This is a genomic window from Fusibacter ferrireducens (assembly GCF_015352425.1).
Taxonomy (GTDB): domain Bacteria; phylum Bacillota; class Clostridia; order Peptostreptococcales; family Acidaminobacteraceae; genus Fusibacter_A; species Fusibacter_A ferrireducens.
In genome coordinates this window covers 48,836-66,152 of sequence record NZ_JADKNH010000020.1, presented here as the reverse complement: position 1 = coordinate 66,152, position 17,317 = coordinate 48,836, and the positions used below count along the sequence as shown (strand labels likewise).

At 36.8% G+C, this 17,317-nt stretch carries 16 protein-coding genes; 2 read left to right on the top strand and 14 right to left on the bottom strand.

Annotation, left to right across the window (positions count from 1 at the left end; genetic code table 11):
• The first annotated feature begins 116 nt into the window (after window positions 1–116).
• Window positions 117–521 (top strand): hypothetical protein, encoded by a 405-nt coding sequence (locus ISU02_RS22105; protein ID WP_194704034.1) that lies wholly within the window; start codon window positions 117–119, stop codon window positions 519–521.
• A gap of 17 nt (window positions 522–538) precedes the next feature.
• On the opposite strand, the gene ISU02_RS22100 is transcribed toward ISU02_RS22105, so the two are convergent.
• From ISU02_RS22100 to ISU02_RS22050, 11 genes are all read right to left on the bottom strand, one after another.
• Entirely contained in the window at window positions 539–1,462 is a 924-nt protein-coding gene (locus tag ISU02_RS22100) for an AEC family transporter (protein WP_194704033.1), read from the bottom strand.
• Between the two features lie 118 nt (window positions 1,463–1,580).
• Window positions 1,581–2,318, bottom strand: a complete 738-nt coding sequence (locus ISU02_RS22095) for an IclR family transcriptional regulator (protein ID WP_194704032.1) — start codon at window positions 2,316–2,318, stop codon at window positions 1,581–1,583.
• A 293-nt stretch (window positions 2,319–2,611) separates the two neighbouring features.
• Window positions 2,612–3,550, bottom strand: a complete 939-nt coding sequence (locus ISU02_RS22090) for a hydroxymethylglutaryl-CoA lyase (protein ID WP_194704031.1) — start codon at window positions 3,548–3,550, stop codon at window positions 2,612–2,614.
• A gap of 333 nt (window positions 3,551–3,883) precedes the next feature.
• The gene (locus tag ISU02_RS22085; RefSeq protein ID WP_194704030.1) at window positions 3,884–4,702 is read right to left on the bottom strand and encodes a sugar phosphate isomerase/epimerase family protein; all 819 of its coding nucleotides are present in this window, start codon (window positions 4,700–4,702) and stop codon (window positions 3,884–3,886) included.
• 59 nt (window positions 4,703–4,761) lie between these two features.
• Window positions 4,762–5,628 carry a shikimate dehydrogenase gene (gene aroE / locus ISU02_RS22080; protein ID WP_194704029.1) on the bottom strand — a complete coding sequence of 289 codons (867 nt, stop codon included), beginning with the start codon at window positions 5,626–5,628 and terminating at the stop codon, window positions 4,762–4,764.
• Window positions 5,629–5,912: 284 nt separating this feature from the next.
• Entirely contained in the window at window positions 5,913–6,971 is a 1,059-nt protein-coding gene (locus tag ISU02_RS22075; RefSeq protein WP_194704028.1) for a TRAP transporter substrate-binding protein, read from the bottom strand.
• A 42-nt stretch (window positions 6,972–7,013) separates the two neighbouring features.
• Window positions 7,014–8,300: a TRAP transporter large permease gene (locus tag ISU02_RS22070; RefSeq protein WP_194704027.1), complete on the bottom strand. Its 1,287-nt coding sequence runs from the start codon at window positions 8,298–8,300 to the stop codon at window positions 7,014–7,016.
• On the bottom strand, window positions 8,301–8,804 hold the full coding sequence (locus tag ISU02_RS22065) for a TRAP transporter small permease (RefSeq protein WP_194704026.1): 504 nt from the start codon (window positions 8,802–8,804) through the stop codon (window positions 8,301–8,303).
• Window positions 8,805–8,975: 171 nt separating this feature from the next.
• A complete protein-coding gene (locus ISU02_RS22060; RefSeq protein WP_194704025.1) occupies window positions 8,976–10,778 on the bottom strand; it encodes a thiamine pyrophosphate-binding protein in 1,803 nt (600 codons plus the stop codon).
• Between the two features lie 106 nt (window positions 10,779–10,884).
• Window positions 10,885–12,294: an aldehyde dehydrogenase family protein gene (locus ISU02_RS22055; protein ID WP_194704024.1), complete on the bottom strand. Its 1,410-nt coding sequence runs from the start codon at window positions 12,292–12,294 to the stop codon at window positions 10,885–10,887.
• Between the two features lie 671 nt (window positions 12,295–12,965).
• Window positions 12,966–14,240, bottom strand: a complete 1,275-nt coding sequence (locus tag ISU02_RS22050; protein ID WP_194704023.1) for a cation:proton antiporter — start codon at window positions 14,238–14,240, stop codon at window positions 12,966–12,968.
• Window positions 14,241–14,727: 487 nt separating this feature from the next.
• On the opposite strand from ISU02_RS22050, the gene serA reads away from it, so the two are divergent.
• On the top strand, window positions 14,728–16,308 hold the full coding sequence (serA, locus tag ISU02_RS22045) for a phosphoglycerate dehydrogenase (RefSeq protein WP_194704022.1): 1,581 nt from the start codon (window positions 14,728–14,730) through the stop codon (window positions 16,306–16,308).
• Window positions 16,309–16,428: 120 nt separating this feature from the next.
• On the opposite strand, the gene ISU02_RS22040 is transcribed toward serA, so the two are convergent.
• From ISU02_RS22040 to ISU02_RS22030, 3 genes are read right to left on the bottom strand one after another with little or no spacing between them, the layout of a single operon-like run.
• Entirely contained in the window at window positions 16,429–16,695 is a 267-nt protein-coding gene (locus ISU02_RS22040) for a hypothetical protein (RefSeq protein ID WP_207736497.1), read from the bottom strand.
• Window positions 16,696–16,730: 35 nt separating this feature from the next.
• Window positions 16,731–16,946, bottom strand: a complete 216-nt coding sequence (locus tag ISU02_RS22035) for a permease prefix domain 1-containing protein (protein WP_194704020.1) — start codon at window positions 16,944–16,946, stop codon at window positions 16,731–16,733.
• Window positions 16,933–17,280, bottom strand: a complete 348-nt coding sequence (locus ISU02_RS22030) for a PadR family transcriptional regulator (protein ID WP_194704019.1) — start codon at window positions 17,278–17,280, stop codon at window positions 16,933–16,935. The genes ISU02_RS22035 and ISU02_RS22030 overlap by 14 nt, the downstream gene beginning before the upstream one ends.
• Between the last annotated feature and the right edge of the window lie 37 nt (window positions 17,281–17,317).

The window sequence follows — 17,317 nt, the reverse complement described above, 5'->3', positions numbered from 1 at the left end:
CGTGCTTTGTAGTGTAATCTTCTCCTTAGTCTAATAATATCAGAATGGTGAAAACCGCACACCATTTTTTCATTACTATTTGTGCCGCCAGCGGTAGCGGCGGAATGGAGGTTATTATGACCAGAACAATGAATGTACAGAAAGCCACAGGACCTATGACTTTGCCATTAGAATTTAATCTGTTGAATGCTTCTGCACTTTATTTTGATGAACTCAATCAAATAAAAAAAAGCTATGACAAGCCCTCTGTTGCTCTAAACGCGAAAAATGAAAATTTGAGTGATGCTTTAGAAACCGTGTCTAAAGCCTACCACTTGAAAGGGAATTTTAGTGAAAAAATAACATTTGAACCTTCTAATGGTACTGAAAAAGTAAATCAAATTATCAATATTTTATGTAACTTTGATGTTGAAGTTCAGGGTATCCGATTAAATCAAGATCAAAGTATCATTGAAATGGGCTTTTCAAATTCAACTGCAAAATATAAAGCCCTATTGATTTTGGAATCTATAGGACTTTAAAAGATTTTCAAATTGTCTTATTGAATCCACTCGCTAATAATGGCCATCAAGGGAATTGTCATTATGCTCATCAATGTGGAAATACTCAGTAACCCCGCTGCATAATTAGAGTTTTTATCAAATCGCAGTGCAAACATAGTGCCTGTGGAAGCCACCGGACAAGCTGTTGCAATTAATATAATTGTTGGCACCATACCGGTTAAGCCCAATATTTTGAATGCTATAATCAAGAACAGCGGCACTACTACTAATCTTAAAAATGTGATATAGTAAAGCCTTGATTTTGTGATCATCTTTAAAAGATTGCTCTGAATTAAGGTGGCCCCAATAACAAGCATTGCCAATGGTGTATTGACCAAAGTAATCGTTTTTAAAGGGTCAAGGATCAGCTCTGGCACTCTTATTCCTGTCACAAATAATATGAGCCCAATAATAATCGCGATGATATTAGGGGATTTAAACACGCTTAGAATCCCTTTCTTATCTACCTTGCCCGTCATTAATATCACTGCATGGCTCCAGACGAATAGATTGAACACGGTTAAGTAAGCAGTTACGTAAAATACACCCTCAGCGCCGAATAGCGCGTAGAGCAGCGGGATGCCCATAAAGCCACAGTTGGAATAAATTGTCCCCATGCGTTCCACTTGGTAATCCGTATTGTTTTTTTTCTTAACGCCAATTGAAGCAATGACCATTGCAATGATATGGCTTAGAAACGACAAGCCAATAGCCAATAAGAGACCCTGTAATTTATCCTTGCTAAAATCCACTTGATATGAGACTAAAATTAAAATAGGGGTCACAATAAAAAGCAAAACATCTGTCATGGCTTTATTCCCCTCTTCAGTAATTAGCTTTGTAACAGAACCGATCATCCCCACAGACATCATTATGAACATTTTAAAAATCATAGTGCCTATTATTAATGCCAATGTCATCTTGCTCTCCTTCCAACCTAAGCATATGTACGCCAATTGGATGTCAATTCAAATTTCTATCCATCACGTCTCATATTTAAAAAAGTGTACACGAATGTACACTTTAAATCAAGTCTTTTTACTTGCCAAGACCCATTGCTTTAGAAATATCTTTTGCAAGTTTTATAACAATATCTATTTTTTCGTTAATAAACTCGTCCATAAAACGCACTGACGGTCCTGACATTGAAACCGCTGCTATAACTTTGCCCTTTGAATTCAAAATAGGGGCTGCAATGCCAATTAACCCCTCTTCTCTTTCGCCAATACTTAGGGCATAGCCGCTTTTTTTAACTTTTTGAAGTTCTTCTTTTTTCGGCCAACCTTCTTTGTCAAACGCCTTCCACTCTTCTGGTTCCATGAAAGCTAAGAACACTTTACCAATGGCGCCTTTACTCATAGTGACACGATCACCAATATCGATAACATGCCTTAGAGCCTTAGTGGACTCCATTCTTTCAATACATAATTTACAATCTTCATCTTGGATATATAACCCAATATTCTCATTTGTCTCTTGAAATACTTTCATCATATAAGGGTCTGCAATATTCTTCAAGTGTTCATTCGCATCAATATGATTTAAATTCACCAGTCGATTCAATTGACTCCCTAAATAGAACCGCTTACTTTCACTGTCTCTATACAAGTAATTTCTATTCATCAGCGTCATAACTAATCTGTAAACCGTACTTGATGACAAATCTATTTTTAAAGCAATTTCGTTCAAAGTTAACCCACCATCTACATTTATAAACGCTTCCAAAATGTCCAAAGTTCTATCTACAGATCTATTTTGAACAGACTTATCTGGCATAATTCCTCCATTTTCTTGAAATAAATTGATTTGAGTCCGTATTCGTTCCATCTAAAAAGTAGCATTGGTCAGAGTACTAAAAGATCATGTCGTATAAGCCAATTCCCATGCGATGTCGTTTATGAGAAATGTAATCTCATATACAGTACTTATCTATTCCATACTCTAACTACTATTTAAAATTCGTAAAACCATCCCTCATATATTATACTACAACTTTAATGATAGAACTCAATATTTGTTCATCGAGATCATATGAATATTACATATGGGCACCCTTTTACCACTAAACTCTAATTATTATTTTGTTTCGCGGGTTTTTCCCTAATCAAATCAGAAGATTTTCCCGCTTTAAGCATATAGCTGTCAACCTCATGTCCCACTAGAGACTGTACGTTTCTTGCAACTTCAATCGACTTATCCAAATCAATACCCGTCTCAATACCCATTAATTGGAGCATATGAACGATATCTTCCGACGCTACGTTGCCAGAAGCTCCTGGTGCATATGGGCATCCACCTAATCCACCAAAAGAGCCATCAAAGCGATTCATCCCGGCTTCCATTGCCGCAAGAATGTTCGCCAGTGCCATACCTCTTGTATTATGAAAATGAATGTTCCAAGTCACTTCTGGATATTTATCTTTAAAGTATTTACATTTCTCATAGACTTCTTTAGGACCACCCATACCCGTTGTGTCCGATAATGAAATTTCTAAAATGCCCAAGCTTACGAACTTTTCGACGATTGGCTCAATCTGGTCAATCGTAATATTACCTTCAAATGGACAACCAAATGAAGTCGCAATTGCACCGGAGACTTCTAAACCATTTGCCTTTACGAGATCATATGATGCTTTAAAAGAATCCATCGTTTCAAGTGGCAATCTATTAAAATTGCTCATATTATGAGACTTACTAGCCGATACAGTCAATTTCACTTTTTTGATTCCCACTTCTATAGCGCGTTCTGCCCCTTTTAAATTTGGAACGAGTACTCTTAAATCTACACCTTCTTTATGCTTGATTAATTTATAGACTTCTGTTGTATCTGCAAGGGCAGGAATTGCCTTTGGATGCACCATTGATCCCACCTCAATTACCTTATAACCAGCTTCGATCACCTGATCAATTAAACCTGCTTTTTCTGCTGCTGTCAATATTTTATTTTCATTTTGTAAGCCATCTCTTGGACCGACTTCGCAAATGATCACATTTTCTGGATATTTCATATTTAATCTTCCTCTACTTTCTTATACATTAATGGCAGTTGGAATGTCAAAAGTCAAAAGTGGCGTAATTATATCTTCATTAATATTGTTCACAGAAAGTATATGATACAAAATTGTGGAGATAATTTACGAGAAACTGACTTTTGACGCTCTGACCATGGATGACTCTCTAAATGGATTTCATCTATGTAATTTTCGTAGCAGATATAGCTCTTGAGTCTTGATTGTACACGATTAGAGTATCTGTAACATCTGTTGATGCTAACGCCTTTGAACAGATGAAGACTGTCGCCAATCTCCCAAAACATCAACAGATTTTACAGTTCTAAAATATTAATAGTTCATCTTTTTCAAATAGTCTTTTGCTGTTTCTAGGCATCTTCTTGCATGTTCCGCATACCCTAATTCTGCTACTCTCTTTATATGAGGCAATTCTATTGAAAAAACAACTTCTTTGGGAATTCTATTGATGATCTCATCAATATTAATGCCACCTTCACCCACATAGTAGCGTTCATCTCTACCTGTAAATATAAGACCTTCATTCGTCGTTGGAATCTCGCTCGGACCATCACAGAGATGTACAAAATGAAACCATTCAGCAGGTAAGCCATCAAGTTCTTCTAATGCCACTCGCGACCGATTAAAATGAAGTGTATCTACCATTAATCCCTTATTGGTTGCCGGCGTTGAATTTAAAAGTTCTTTTGCTTGTTTTAAATTTTTAACGCCTGACCATGTTACAAACTCAAGGTCAACATTCATACCATAGGGCTTTGTCAATTCACATAATTCATGAAATTTCTCTGTATAAAGCGCTTTGTTATCTGTCCAAACGCTACTCAATAAGCTTTTAGCTCCTAATTCAGCACCTGCCTCTATTGCAGGCAAATATTGCTTAACATCAATATCATCTACAATTCTTGCGAGTTCAATATCATGTACACCAATACCCGTTGTTTTAAGTGCTTTTTTGGTTTGTAAAAGCATCTCTTTTTTATGTGCTAAATCATAATTAGGTTCACCCGGTAATCCCATATAGATTGGTCTCAAGCTCACATAATCATAACCACACATCTTTGCCAAATAAATCATTTCTGGTGGAGCGCATCCTAACACCGTCAAGTGCGCTAAAGAAAATTTTGTTTCCATGATAGACCTCTCTTATCTCTGATTCTGTTATTTGCAATAAACATGTATATTCATATGCCCTACTTGGCATTTAAAGACTCTATTATTTCAGTGACTGTTTTACTCATATGCTCAACCGGTGCTTTTATACCCGTCCATATTTCAAAAGCTTTTGCACCTTGATGAATCAACATACCCACGCCATTGTGTGTCACACAGCCCATTTCTTCTGCTTCTTTTAAAAATCTTGTCTTCATTGGATTGTATGTGATATCACTTGCAATCATGCCTGGCTTGAAGAGACATTTATCAAGTGGTGTCACATCAATATTAGGAATCATACCAGCGCCTGTTGCGTTAATAATAACGTCGCTTTCTTCAATTGCTTTTTTCAAATTGGATTCACTAAGTGAAATATATTCTGCACAATGCTTAACCCCTGCGTTGATTTCTGTTGCCACTTTCTCACCACATTCTGTTGCTTTATCAAAGATCAAGATTTTCTCTGCACCTTCGCTTGCAAGTGTAAATGCAATGGCTCTACCGGCACCACCAGAACCTAACAAAACAAATTTCTTACCTGTAACTTCACCAATAATCGTCTTTAATGATTCCACATAACCATAACCATCTGTATTGTAACCAATCAATTTGCCATCTTCAATTTTAACCGTATTTACAGCACCAATTTTACTTGCCAATTCATCGATCTCATCTAAATATCTTAAAACTCTCACCTTGTTAGGTTTTGTAACATTACATCCGATAAAATTCATTCTACGGATGCCTTTGAGCACATCTTCTAAACCCTCTTTACCCACTTCAATTGGCAAATAAAAATTGTCCAACCCTAAATGCTCAAATGTGCTGTTATGCATTGTAGGCGAAAAAGTAAATGTCAATGGATATCCGAGCAAACCAACCAGTTTTGTATTTAAAGTAATCATAGTTACCCCCCTGAATTTTAAATTATGCATATTTGATGCACTATCTTATATTAATTATTGCCATTTTGGGTGATAAATATCTCCTCACGGCTTCACACTAAAAGGGTCCACTATGAGGAGATATAAATATTTGAGAACAGTCAAAACACTTAATTATCGTCAGTATTCAGAGAAGTCAATTTTAACGTTTAACGTCCTGTTAAAAACGCCCTCCTATGCATCACATATTCAGAAATAAACTGCTTTCGTCAACTAACTACAAGATTGTTTCTACACGCTTTAGACTATTGTGCTTTATCAAGAGCATCTAATAAAGAATTTACCAATTCTTCACCGATATCTTGACGAATCATATCGTATACAGGCTCAGCTGCTTCTTTCATTTGTCCGATTACTTCTGGGGATAAATCAATGATTTCTACACCTTGCTCTTTTAAGAATTCTACAGACGCTGCTGCTTGTCTTTTACCCTCTTCAATACCAAACTCTTGAGCTTCTGCACAAGCTTCATTAAGCACTGTTTTTTGTTCTTCAGATAGACCATCATATAGATCTTTATTCATTACAGTTGTTGCAATGAACATAATGTGGTTTGTATTAACAACATATTTTTGTTGTTCGTATAATTTTGAAGCTACTAAAGTTGCATAAGGGTTTTCTTGAGCATCTACTAAACCTTGTTGAAGTGCGATATAGAGTTCACTAAATGCCAAGGGCGATGGATTAGCACCAAGATTTTGCCAGAATGCCATATGGTATTTATTTTCCATAGTTCTAATGTCTATGCCTTTGAAATCTTCAAAGCCAGCAACTGGAATATTAGAGCTCATTTCTCTGAAACTATCTGGAGAGATCATTAATAATTTGAATCCTGCTGCTTCGTATTTTGCAGCGATTTGATCTCTAAAAGGTCCATCTAAAACTTTTCGAGCCATCTCAAGATCTGTTAATGCCATAGGCATATCAAAGACTGCTAAATCAGGAATGAAACTTACCATCGGTGCAGTTGTCAAAGATGACATGGATATACTACCTGCTTGAGTAGATTCGATAAGCTCTCTATCGCCACCTAATTGAGCGTTTGGATATACATCCACTTGGAAATTCCCATTTGATTTTGCTTCAAGTATTTCTTTAAGTTTCACAGCTGTTACAGCACCTGGGCTTGATTCTTGAGCACTTAAAGCTATTTGTAATTTAACGGGTTCAGCTGGTTTTGCAGATTCATTTGATTCTGAGTTTTGCGCTGGTGCAGCTGCAGGTGCATCTGATGCTTTAGCACCACATCCTACTAATCCAAAAGTTAATACAAGTACCAGTAACAAGCTCATTAATTTCTTCATAATTGTTTCCTCCTACAAATCAAATTCAATTTTGTGAAACGTCTACAATAACATTAAACTTAAAGCTGGAACAAAGGTAATAATCATCAGTGCAATTGCAAAAGAAATGATAAACGGAATTGCTTTCTTCCCTAAATCCATAACTGGGGTGTCCACCAGCGGACTCGCCACGAACAGATTTACTCCAAATGGAGGCGTTACCATACCGATTGCTAAGTTTGCCGTCATGATTATACCGAAGTGTACAGGATCAATTCCCACTGCCATAACTGCTGGCAACAAGATTGGTGCTAATATTACAATTGCAGGACCTACATCTAAAAACATACCTAGAATAAAGAACACGACGTTTATTGCAAGTAACAATGTGATCGATGATGAAAATGTACCTGTTAAGAAATCACCAATCATCATAGGTGCTCTCAATAACGTTAACACACGACCAAATACAGTTGCTAAAGCAATTAAAAAGATAAGAGGGCCATATGAATTAACTGTTTCTTTAAAAATTTTCGGCACATCTCTAAACTGAATTGTCTTATAGATGAACAGACAAACAATTAATGCATAGAACACAGATACGCACGCTGCTTCAGTCGGTGTTACCACACCACTGTATATGCCACCAAGAATAATGACAGGTGCTAAAAGTGCCCAAAAGCTGTCTTTCATGACACCAAAAAAACCTTTTGCGCGTAATTCTTTGAGATTCTCATCGATTTTCTCACGATCTTCCCCGTTGATCTTGCAATAAATGTATGCGTAAACCATAAGAGAAAATGCAATTAGTAATCCCGGCACAATTCCCGCTGTAAATAGAGCCCCAACTGATGTGCCAGTTGTCAACCCATACATGATAAAAGGAATACTAGGTGGAATAATAACACCTAAACTTCCTGATGTTGCTACTAAAGCAGCACTAAAAACCTTATCGTATCCAAGAGAAACCAAAATTGGAATCGTCATACCACCAACAGCTGCAGTTGTTGCAATACCTGACCCCGATATTGCACCATAGAATAAGCTCGTAATGATAACCGCAATTGGCATACCCGCAGTTCTCTTGCCCACAATGAACGCAAACACATCAAATAATCGCTTTGATATGCCCCCTCTTGCCATTAAAGAACCCGATAAGATGAACAATGGTATTGCAAGCATCGGCGTACTGTCTGAACCACTCACCATGCCTCTAATGACAAATTGCACATCCGCTGCGAATCCTGGATCAAATAAAGATGGTAAAATTGCAGCTAACCCAATTGCGATTGCAATAGGTATACTGAAAACTAAACTCGCTATAAACACTAGAAAGATAATTAAGATCATTTAGTTACCACCTTCCGCTTGAATTTTTTTATGCTTTAATGCTTTAGTTAGTTTAAATAAATTTTGAACACTTCTTACAATAGATAAGCCAAAACCAAAAACAGTGGCACTGTAAACATAGACCATTGGAAGTTCCATAGCAGGACTTCGCTGTCCACTAATCATTAACTTCTCTACAACTTCCACTGAATTGATCAACAAGAACCCAAAGAATATAAAGACCACTAATTCTATGATTATTTCTAAATATTCTTTTACCTTTTCAGGAAAAAAAGTCGTTATCGCATCAATTCTTAGCATATTTCTTTTCTTAATTGAATAACTTGTTCCGACAAAAACCGACCAAATAAAACAATACCTTGTTAACTCTTCTGGCCATGATAAAGATGCATGAAATACATATCTCATAATGATCTGACCCATCATTACAGTTGATATAATCGCTAGCAGGATCACCAAAAGATACTCTTCAAAGTACTCATCCAACCATTTAATTACCTTCATCCGTTTTCCCCCTTCTACTTTTTATTGTTCCCTTTTACTCCTACTCACTTTACCACATATCAATTTGTATTACATTTATTCACTATATATACTTTAATGACAGTTCATTACATTTTCCCATTGCTGACAAATGCAACCTATCTCAGGTTGCATTTGTCATTAAAAGGGGGATTACTTTGTTGAGACGTGCTTCGATTTATAGGCTTCACCATACATCAATTTGCCTTCAACGACATTATCTTTTGGTGTATAGATATCATTAATGTTCCAAATACCATCCGTAGGCACAGGAATATTTTCCATTGGTACATCAATCAGATAAGGTTCATTTGAATCTAGCGCCTCTTTGAGCACTGTTTTAAATTCATCTGCTGAAGTGATCTTCTTGCTTTTAATACCATATCCCTGTGCAACCACAGACCACTCTGGATTATAAGAAGAACCATCTTTGCGTTTGAATATCGTGCCAAAAGAATGCTCATAATGCGAAGCGGTTAAGCCTGCAATAGTGCCAAATGCACCGTTGTTCATCACGACCCAAACGACTGGAATATTTTGTTCAACAGCGGTAGCAATCACAGATGGGTTTGTACCAAATCCGCCATCACCAACAAGCGTAATTACCTTTTTATCTGGAGCCGCAAGTTTTGCCCCCAAAATTGCAGCTGGCCCAAATCCCATAGTAGCTAAACCACCCGGGTGAAGAATTGTACCTGGTATTGTGATTTCAAATTGTTGACCCATACCATTTTTATTCCAGCCGACATCCGTTGCAATAATACCATCTTCTGGGAATACTTCTCTGACATCTTTAAGGATTCTCTGAGGTGTCATTGGAAAACGATTATCATTTGAAATTTCAACGTTGGAAGCTCTAAAAGCTTCTTTATTTTTTGCAATTTCAGCTCTTAACGCAGGGCGATCTATGCCTTCTGGCTTAATCTCTTTAGCTGCTTCTAGAATGGCTTCAAGTGCTAATTTTGGATCTGCAACAGCGCCAATAGTTACAGGATAGTTTCTGCCAATTTCCTCTGGTTCTAAATCAATTTGGATCAATTTGCTGCCAGGAATATTGAATGTAACACCTTTGTACCACGAGCTTGAATCCGCTTCAGCAAATCGAGTGCCCACACCTAAAATCACATCTGCTTCAGAAGAAGTTTTATTGACATAGTCAAGTCCCCAGAAACCAGTCATACCAACATGAAGAGGATGGTTGTCTGGAATTGCACCCTGTCCCATTAAAGTTCTAGTCACAGGAATGTCTAAAAACTCAACAAGTTCTGTCAACGCTTTGGATGCATGCGTGTAGATTAATTGTCCGCCTGCATGAATCAATGGTCTTTCAGCCTCAATTAACATCTTCGCAATTTCTGTAGCAGTTTCTTTAGATAATGTTGGTTTTGCTGTGAATGAGGAATCATGGAAAGTTCGTTCAAAGTGTACAGTATCAATTGATCTTGAAAACATGTCCATTGGCACTGAAATCAAAACTGGTCCCGGTCTTCCAGACTCTGCTAATCTAAATGCTTTGTCCAAGATTTCTGGAAATAATTCTGGTTTGTCAATTCGCCATGCACGTTTGACAATTGGCTTATACAAATCGTATTGAGAACCATCACAATGCATATTCACTTCTTGATGAGGATGTTTTCCATAATAAAAACTTGGTACATCTCCAGCAATTACAACCATTGGTACAGAATCCAACGATGCATTGGCAACACCGGTCATAGCATTCGTAAGACCAGGTCCAAGGTGACAAAGAACAACACTGGCTTTATTGGTAACTCTTGCATAGCCGTCCGCCGCATGAGCTGCCAATTGTTCATGTCTCACTGAAACAAAATTAAGTTCAGAATCTTTTAAAGCATCCAGCATTGCGATTACCGTATGACCACATAGTCCAAAGACATTTTTTACATCTCTTCTCACTAAATAGTCCACGAGCTGATGTGAAACTAATTTCTCCATTAATAACTCCTCCTATTTACAACACAAAACATACTATTTTAACTTAAAACATACCAAACACTTGTACATATATTACTACATTACTCATCAATTCTCAAACATCAAATTACTTTTCAAGTTCTGGATCATAAAATTCGCCAAATAACTCTTCTAGAGGTGGACGATCTTCTGCAATCGGTCTTGAAACCCATGTTACATTCATATAATGTTTCAAGTTAACATTCTCTGAAATGATATTGCCGCCCCAAGTACCACAACCTAAGCTTGAAGTCATTGGCATACCATTTGTAAATGATCCTGCATTTGCTTTGGATTGAGGTTGTCTAACCATAATTCGGCTAACTGGTGCCTCTAGAGCAAGACGGTGAATATGTTCATCGTTGAAAGAATAGATCCCACATGAATGACCTTTGCCCATAGTATTGTAGATTGCATGCATCATTTTAAGTGCATTCTCGAATCCACTGTATTTATAAGTCGCAAATAATGTTGTTAGTTTTTCCAATGAATAGAAATGTTCTCTTCCAATACCATCACCTTCAACGAAGATAAACTTGCGATCTTCTGGAATTTCAAATCCTGCAATTTTAGCTAATTTTTGTGGTGCTACCGCCACTGTATCAGGTAATCTATGTCCTTCTTCATCCCAAATTACTTTTTTGAGCATTGCTTTTTCTTCATCATTAGCCATGTAACCGCCTACTGCTTGTAGTTCTTTTAACAAATCATCATAAATTGTTGCTTCAATGATTAAGTTTCCGTCTGCAGAGCAACCAGAACCAAAATCTGATGTTTTACTCATCATCGTATTTCTAGCAGCTTCTTTTAAGTCTGCAGTTTCATCGATAATCATTGTTGAGTTTCCTGCACCTACGCCATAAGCTGGTGTTCCAGAACTATAAGCTGCTCTTACTAAACCTTGTCCACCTGTTGCAATAACTAAATCTGCTTCAGCCATTAAAGTTTGTGTCATTGTCATATTTACATTTTGAACACATTGAATAATATCTGCTGGAGCGCCTTCTCTTTCTAGAGCTTCTCTCATGATTTCAACTGCTTTGAATGCTGTATTTTTCGATCTTGGATGTGGAGAGAAAATGACTGCATCTCTTGCTTTAATTGCATAAACTGCTGTGCCTGCAGGTGTTAACACTGGATTTGTCGTTGGCACAACTGATGCAATAATACCTACTGGTTTTGCATACTTCGAAATACCTTTAACTGTATCTTCTTCTATCAAACCAACACTTTTTTGTCTTAAAGCATCTCTTAAAATACCATGTACTTTAAATCTTTTGCCCGGACGTCCATTTGCATCGCCGAGACCACTCTCTTCAACACCCATTATAGCTAACTCTGTAAACACTTTTTTATTTGATATTGCTGCGGCAACTGCTTGGCATAATCTATCTACTCTCGCTTGATCATATGTTTCGAATATTGCCAAAGCCTTTCTTGCTTTTTCAAAAGCTGAATCTAATTCTTGTCTTTGAATACTGGTTAATTCTTTTGCCATGTCAATCCTCCAAATTATTTCACACAGTGAATTTAAATTTCATTCTGTGGTTTATTTGATTAAAGGTTACCATTATATTGTTTAAAAGTCAATATATTTTTCTCCGTATTTCGCCTTGCAAAACAGCTCATTTTATGGCTGAATTTTCAAATTTAAAACGGAAATTAGAGCTCTCAAAAACATGAATAAGTATTTAAATATGAACGTTTTAACATATAAGAAATTCGTGCGATTAATTGATTACAAATACTCATATTGACATTATATCCATTGTATATTTTTAAAAAAAGATTCGAAATTTGTCCCACCTAAATTTCCATTGAGTAAAAACAGTTTTCGAAATATAGGCATATAACAACATTTGGATCATCTGCCGATGCTCCAAAGCGATTTTCGCTGACGCTGTTTGAGGTTGAACATTCCTCTTCACAGCTTTCGGCTCAAATCTTGCATATAACAACATTTGGATCATCTGTCGATGCTCCAAAGCGATTTTCGCTGACGCTGTTTGAGGTTGAACATTCCTCTTCACAGCTTTCGGCTCAAATCTTGTTGTTTTTTTTTTTAAAAAAGATGATCCAAATTAAAATTCGGATCATCTTACTTTTTTAATATTTAACTTTCATTGTTTGAAAATTTGACTTTCATTAATTATATGTCTTTGATATTTGCTATTTAAGTTCTGAAAACGGAATTGGTCTCTTTTCTTGAGCATCAGGTAGAATGAGTCCCAATTTACTTGCAAGCAAACGTGCTGTCGTGGCCTGAATGAGCAGTGTAAAAAGAATTGTCATGAACACTACCGAGGATACCATATTTGCATTCGGAATTTTGAGACTTACCACAAGTCCTGAAAGTGCCGCTGGAATAACACCCGTTTCTCTAACCCACATCATAAATAGGATTTCATTCTTATGCCACTTCACTTTGCGATCAGGAAGTGTACAGATTAACACAGATAGCGGTCTCACAACAAACACAAGTGCTAAAACGATGAGCATAGACTCTTTCCAATACAACAGTAACGAATTAAAGTCCACATGCATCCCCAACAGTATGAAAATAGCAATTTTCATGATTGCGGTAACCGTATCTCGTACGTTCTTTTGAACTTCGAAATCCACCGTGGGCACCCAGAGGTGAAGTACTTTTTTATTGCCACAGATTAGTCCTGTCATAAAAGTAGACATATATCCACTGCCACCAAATGATTCTGCTAAACTATATGATATCATAACTGCTAAGATGGATATAATTGGAGCAAACTCAGTAAACAAGCCAAACTTGCCATCTGAAACACTCAATGAAAAGATAAATCCCATTAGAGTACCACTCACTACCCCAAATACAATCATCTTTATAAGAGATATTGCATTTTCTTCAATTGAGAACTTGCCAGACTGTATAATCGTTATAATTGTAAGTACTAAAATGGCACCCACAGCATCGTTAAAAGCAGATTCACTGATAACCGTCTGTTTCACTCTATCCACGATCTTAATCTTTGAAAAAACAGGTACAAGTGCTGCAGGGTCCGTGGATGCTATCACAGATCCGATTAAAAAGGCATAAATAAACTCTATATGAAAAACATTCATTGCCACAAAGCCTATAGAGATCGCGCTTATAAAAACCCCTAAAGAAGCTAATAGACCCACTGTCCACTTTACATCATTCAGTATTTTAAGTTTAATTTCCCTGCCGCCATCATATAAGATAAAAGCTGCCCCAAAAGTAAGAATAAATTGATTCGCACCGGAATGAGTATCTACATTCACTAAATTTAATACTGCTGGACCAATAAGAACACCTGCAAACAGATAAATTACAATATCTGGTATTTTTATAATTTCACTCAATTTGGACGCTAAGACACCCACAAACAAAATTAATGCAGGTACCATAAGCGAATTTGCTGTTTCTGCCACTATAAAACCTTCTTTCATTTAAATCATCTTATTATAGAACATACATCAGTATACGCCTATTCTAAAAAAATTCAACTTTTTTTTATGTTCGAACACGTTAAGCTCATGTTAAACTTCTGTAGCATTCCCATCAGGCTTTGAAAATTGTTCTTACGATCATGGAAATCAGTTCAATAAGAGGATTGCTCCAATAAGAATCTTGCTCTCATAGACATATGGATTTAATATACAACCCCTCAAAATCTTTAGGCGATACTATATGATACCCCAATTGCCTCAACTTAAAAATTCAAGTTTAAATAAGTTGAAATAAAGGATTCTACCTCATGCGTGCTTTTTCAAAATTTTGTGCGCTTATAACGAACAAATCTTCTGTTCTTCTTTTGAATGCCCGAGTATTTTCATTTTTTGTAATACCTATTCTCACTTTTTGCTATTTTAGACTTGACTATAAAATGTAGAATGGATATACTACCATTTAAAAACCAGTAGAAAGGATGATGTTATGAAGATCTTAGTAACAGAAAACATTGCCCAAGAAGGCATTGCGTTTTTAAAAGCACAAAACATGGACGTCACAGTCAATTACTCACTTACCCGAGAAGAGTTGTTGTCCTCCATCTCTGAGTATGATGCTTTGATCGTCAGAAGCGTCACAAAAGTCAACGAGGAACTTTATGCTCATGCTACGAATCTCAAGGTTGTTGGTCGTGCGGGTAATGGCGTCGACAATATTGAACTCGCTGGCGCAACAGAACGCGGCATAATCGTTGTTAACACACCAGATGCCAATACAGTATCTGCTGCTGAACATACCATTGCACTTATGCTCTCTATGTCGAGAAACATTCCAAGAGCCAATCAACATATAAAATCGAAACAATGGGATCGCACACTCTTTAGGGGCGTTGAACTCAAAGGCAAAACGCTTGGTATCATAGGTCTAGGTAGAATTGGAACAATGGTTGCCACAAGAATGCAGTCCTTTGGTATGGATGTCATCGCTTATGATCCCTATATTCGCTCAGATAAATTTGAAAAATTAGGCGTTGAAAAGATGGAACAGTTGTCTGACTTACTGGGCAAATCAGATTTTATTTCAGTTCATACGCCTAAGACAAAAGAAACCATTGGAATCATCAATGCAGACTCTTTTAAACTCGTTAAAAAAGGAGTACGCGTTGTCAACTGTGCACGTGGCGGCATTATAGATGAAGCCGCTTTATATGATGCACTTACCCAGGGCATTGTTGCAGGTGCTGCGATAGATGTTCTTAAAGATGAACCACATCCAATTTCGCCTCTACTTGATCTTGAATCCACTGTGATTACACCTCATCTAGGTGCTGACACTTTTGAAGCCCAAAAAAATGTTGGTGAATCTGTTGCCATTGAAGTCTTTGAAGCCTTAAAGGGAAAACTTGTGGCCAATGCCGTGAATTTACCAACGCTTTCTCAACAAGAGTTAGAACATATGAAACCTTATTTGACTTTGCTAGAAAGAATGGGAAAAATATATCATCAAATTCATCACGATGCCGTGGAGCGCATTGTTTTTACTTATAAAGGAGACTTCACACATCGCAACACTGATCCTTTTGTACTGGCTTTTATCAAAGGCCTTTATGAAACTGTATTAGATACCCCTGTAACCTATGTCAATGCCAAGTTGATAGCTGAAAATAGAGGTGTTACAATCGCCGAGAGCCGAGTGAGTACAACAGAAGATTTTAATAATTCTGTAAAAATTGAAATTCACTCTAAAAATCAGACTTTCGAAATGGAAGGCGCTCTTTTTGGAAAAAAAGAACCTCGAATTGTTTCTATTAACAGTTACCCTGTGGATATGACACCTAAAGGCAATATGCTTATGATTGAAAACAACGATAGTCCTGGTATGATTGGTACCATTGGTCTCCTTTTAGGTCAAAATAATATCAATATCTCTACTATGAATGTCAGTCTCTCTAAAACACTTAAGCCCGCGCTTATGTTATTGACAGTAGATTGCCCTGTACCAGATGATGTTTTAAGCCAAATACAAAATCAAAAAGGTATCTTAAAAGCTTGGACACTTAAAATGTAGGGATTCGCTTCTGAAATTTCGTTAAGGTTTTGATCAATCGCTACACATTAAAATCTAACAAAACGAGATGCCTTTACACTAAATCTAAGTGTAAAGGCATCTCGTTATTTACTTCAATATTCATGTTGCTTGAAAAGCTATGAAGTGATTATTCGCATTTACTAAAGATGAAAACTGCATCATTATCATAGTCAATCCCACGATCACAACAAATACTGACTTTGGGTACTTCCCAATCAAAATAAAATCGGAAAAATAAGCAATCAACATAAAGAGTAAGCCAATTATAATTGAAATTAATTCAAGTTCTAGCAATGACGATTTCACTGTATCTGAAAGTAAAAAAAATCTAATTAAAGCACCCATCATCACCATTGACATTGTCAATAATAATAGGCCCCACTGCGCTTTAGGTCTATGCTTTAGGTCTGCTGTGTCCCCACCATAATTGGGTCCCCCATTTGACGAATTGCGCACTCTGTTGCTTCATAGGTTTCCAGCCCATCCTCTATATAAGCATCTCTTTGATCCGTAATATGAGCTTCAATTTCTTTTAGAACGGGTTCATGTGCTTTTTCCCATCTTATTTGATCACATACAAGTTTTGAATATTCATGAATTCTGTCAAACGCTTGCATAACTTAAGCCTCCATTGAGTACTTGATTGACAGCACTTACATATTCTTTCCATTCAGCATTTTTATCAATAAGACGTTTCCGCCCCTTATCCGTGATGTGATAATACTTTCTCATTCTCTCACCTTCTATGCGATCCTCGTAAGACTCTACCATGCCCTCATTTTCAAGCCCATGTAAAATGGGGTATAGCGTCCCTGCCTTTAAATTAAACATTTCATTTGATCTTCTTGAAAGTGTTTCAATCATCTGGTAACCATACATATCTTGATCTTCAAGTAATTTTAATATAAGCAATGTCGTATTGCCTGTAAGCCCACTTTTATCCGTTGCCATATATGCCCTCCTATTTATAGATCTTTTTATTTATTAG

Coding starts and splice junctions, on each gene's coding strand:
- ISU02_RS22095 (WP_194704032.1), bottom strand. CDS start 2,318: ATGCCAGATAAGTCTGTTCAAAATAGATCTGTAGATAGAACTTTGGAC.
- ISU02_RS22050 (WP_194704023.1), bottom strand. CDS start 14,240: ATGAAAGAAGGTTTTATAGTGGCAGAAACAGCAAATTCGCTTATGGTA.
- ISU02_RS22075 (WP_194704028.1), bottom strand. CDS start 6,971: ATGAAGAAATTAATGAGCTTGTTACTGGTACTTGTATTAACTTTTGGA.
- aroE (WP_194704029.1), bottom strand. CDS start 5,628: ATGATTACTTTAAATACAAAACTGGTTGGTTTGCTCGGATATCCATTG.
- ISU02_RS22085 (WP_194704030.1), bottom strand. CDS start 4,702: ATGGAAACAAAATTTTCTTTAGCGCACTTGACGGTGTTAGGATGCGCT.
- ISU02_RS22060 (WP_194704025.1), bottom strand. CDS start 10,778: ATGGAGAAATTAGTTTCACATCAGCTCGTGGACTATTTAGTGAGAAGA.
- ISU02_RS22090 (WP_194704031.1), bottom strand. CDS start 3,550: ATGAAATATCCAGAAAATGTGATCATTTGCGAAGTCGGTCCAAGAGAT.
- ISU02_RS22105 (WP_194704034.1), top strand. CDS start 117: ATGACCAGAACAATGAATGTACAGAAAGCCACAGGACCTATGACTTTG.
- ISU02_RS22100 (WP_194704033.1), bottom strand. CDS start 1,462: ATGACATTGGCATTAATAATAGGCACTATGATTTTTAAAATGTTCATA.
- ISU02_RS22070 (WP_194704027.1), bottom strand. CDS start 8,300: ATGATCTTAATTATCTTTCTAGTGTTTATAGCGAGTTTAGTTTTCAGT.
- ISU02_RS22030 (WP_194704019.1), bottom strand. CDS start 17,280: ATGGCAACGGATAAAAGTGGGCTTACAGGCAATACGACATTGCTTATA.
- ISU02_RS22035 (WP_194704020.1), bottom strand. CDS start 16,946: ATGCAAGCGTTTGACAGAATTCATGAATATTCAAAACTTGTATGTGAT.
- ISU02_RS22065 (WP_194704026.1), bottom strand. CDS start 8,804: ATGAAGGTAATTAAATGGTTGGATGAGTACTTTGAAGAGTATCTTTTG.
- serA (WP_194704022.1), top strand. CDS start 14,728: ATGAAGATCTTAGTAACAGAAAACATTGCCCAAGAAGGCATTGCGTTT.
- ISU02_RS22055 (WP_194704024.1), bottom strand. CDS start 12,294: ATGGCAAAAGAATTAACCAGTATTCAAAGACAAGAATTAGATTCAGCT.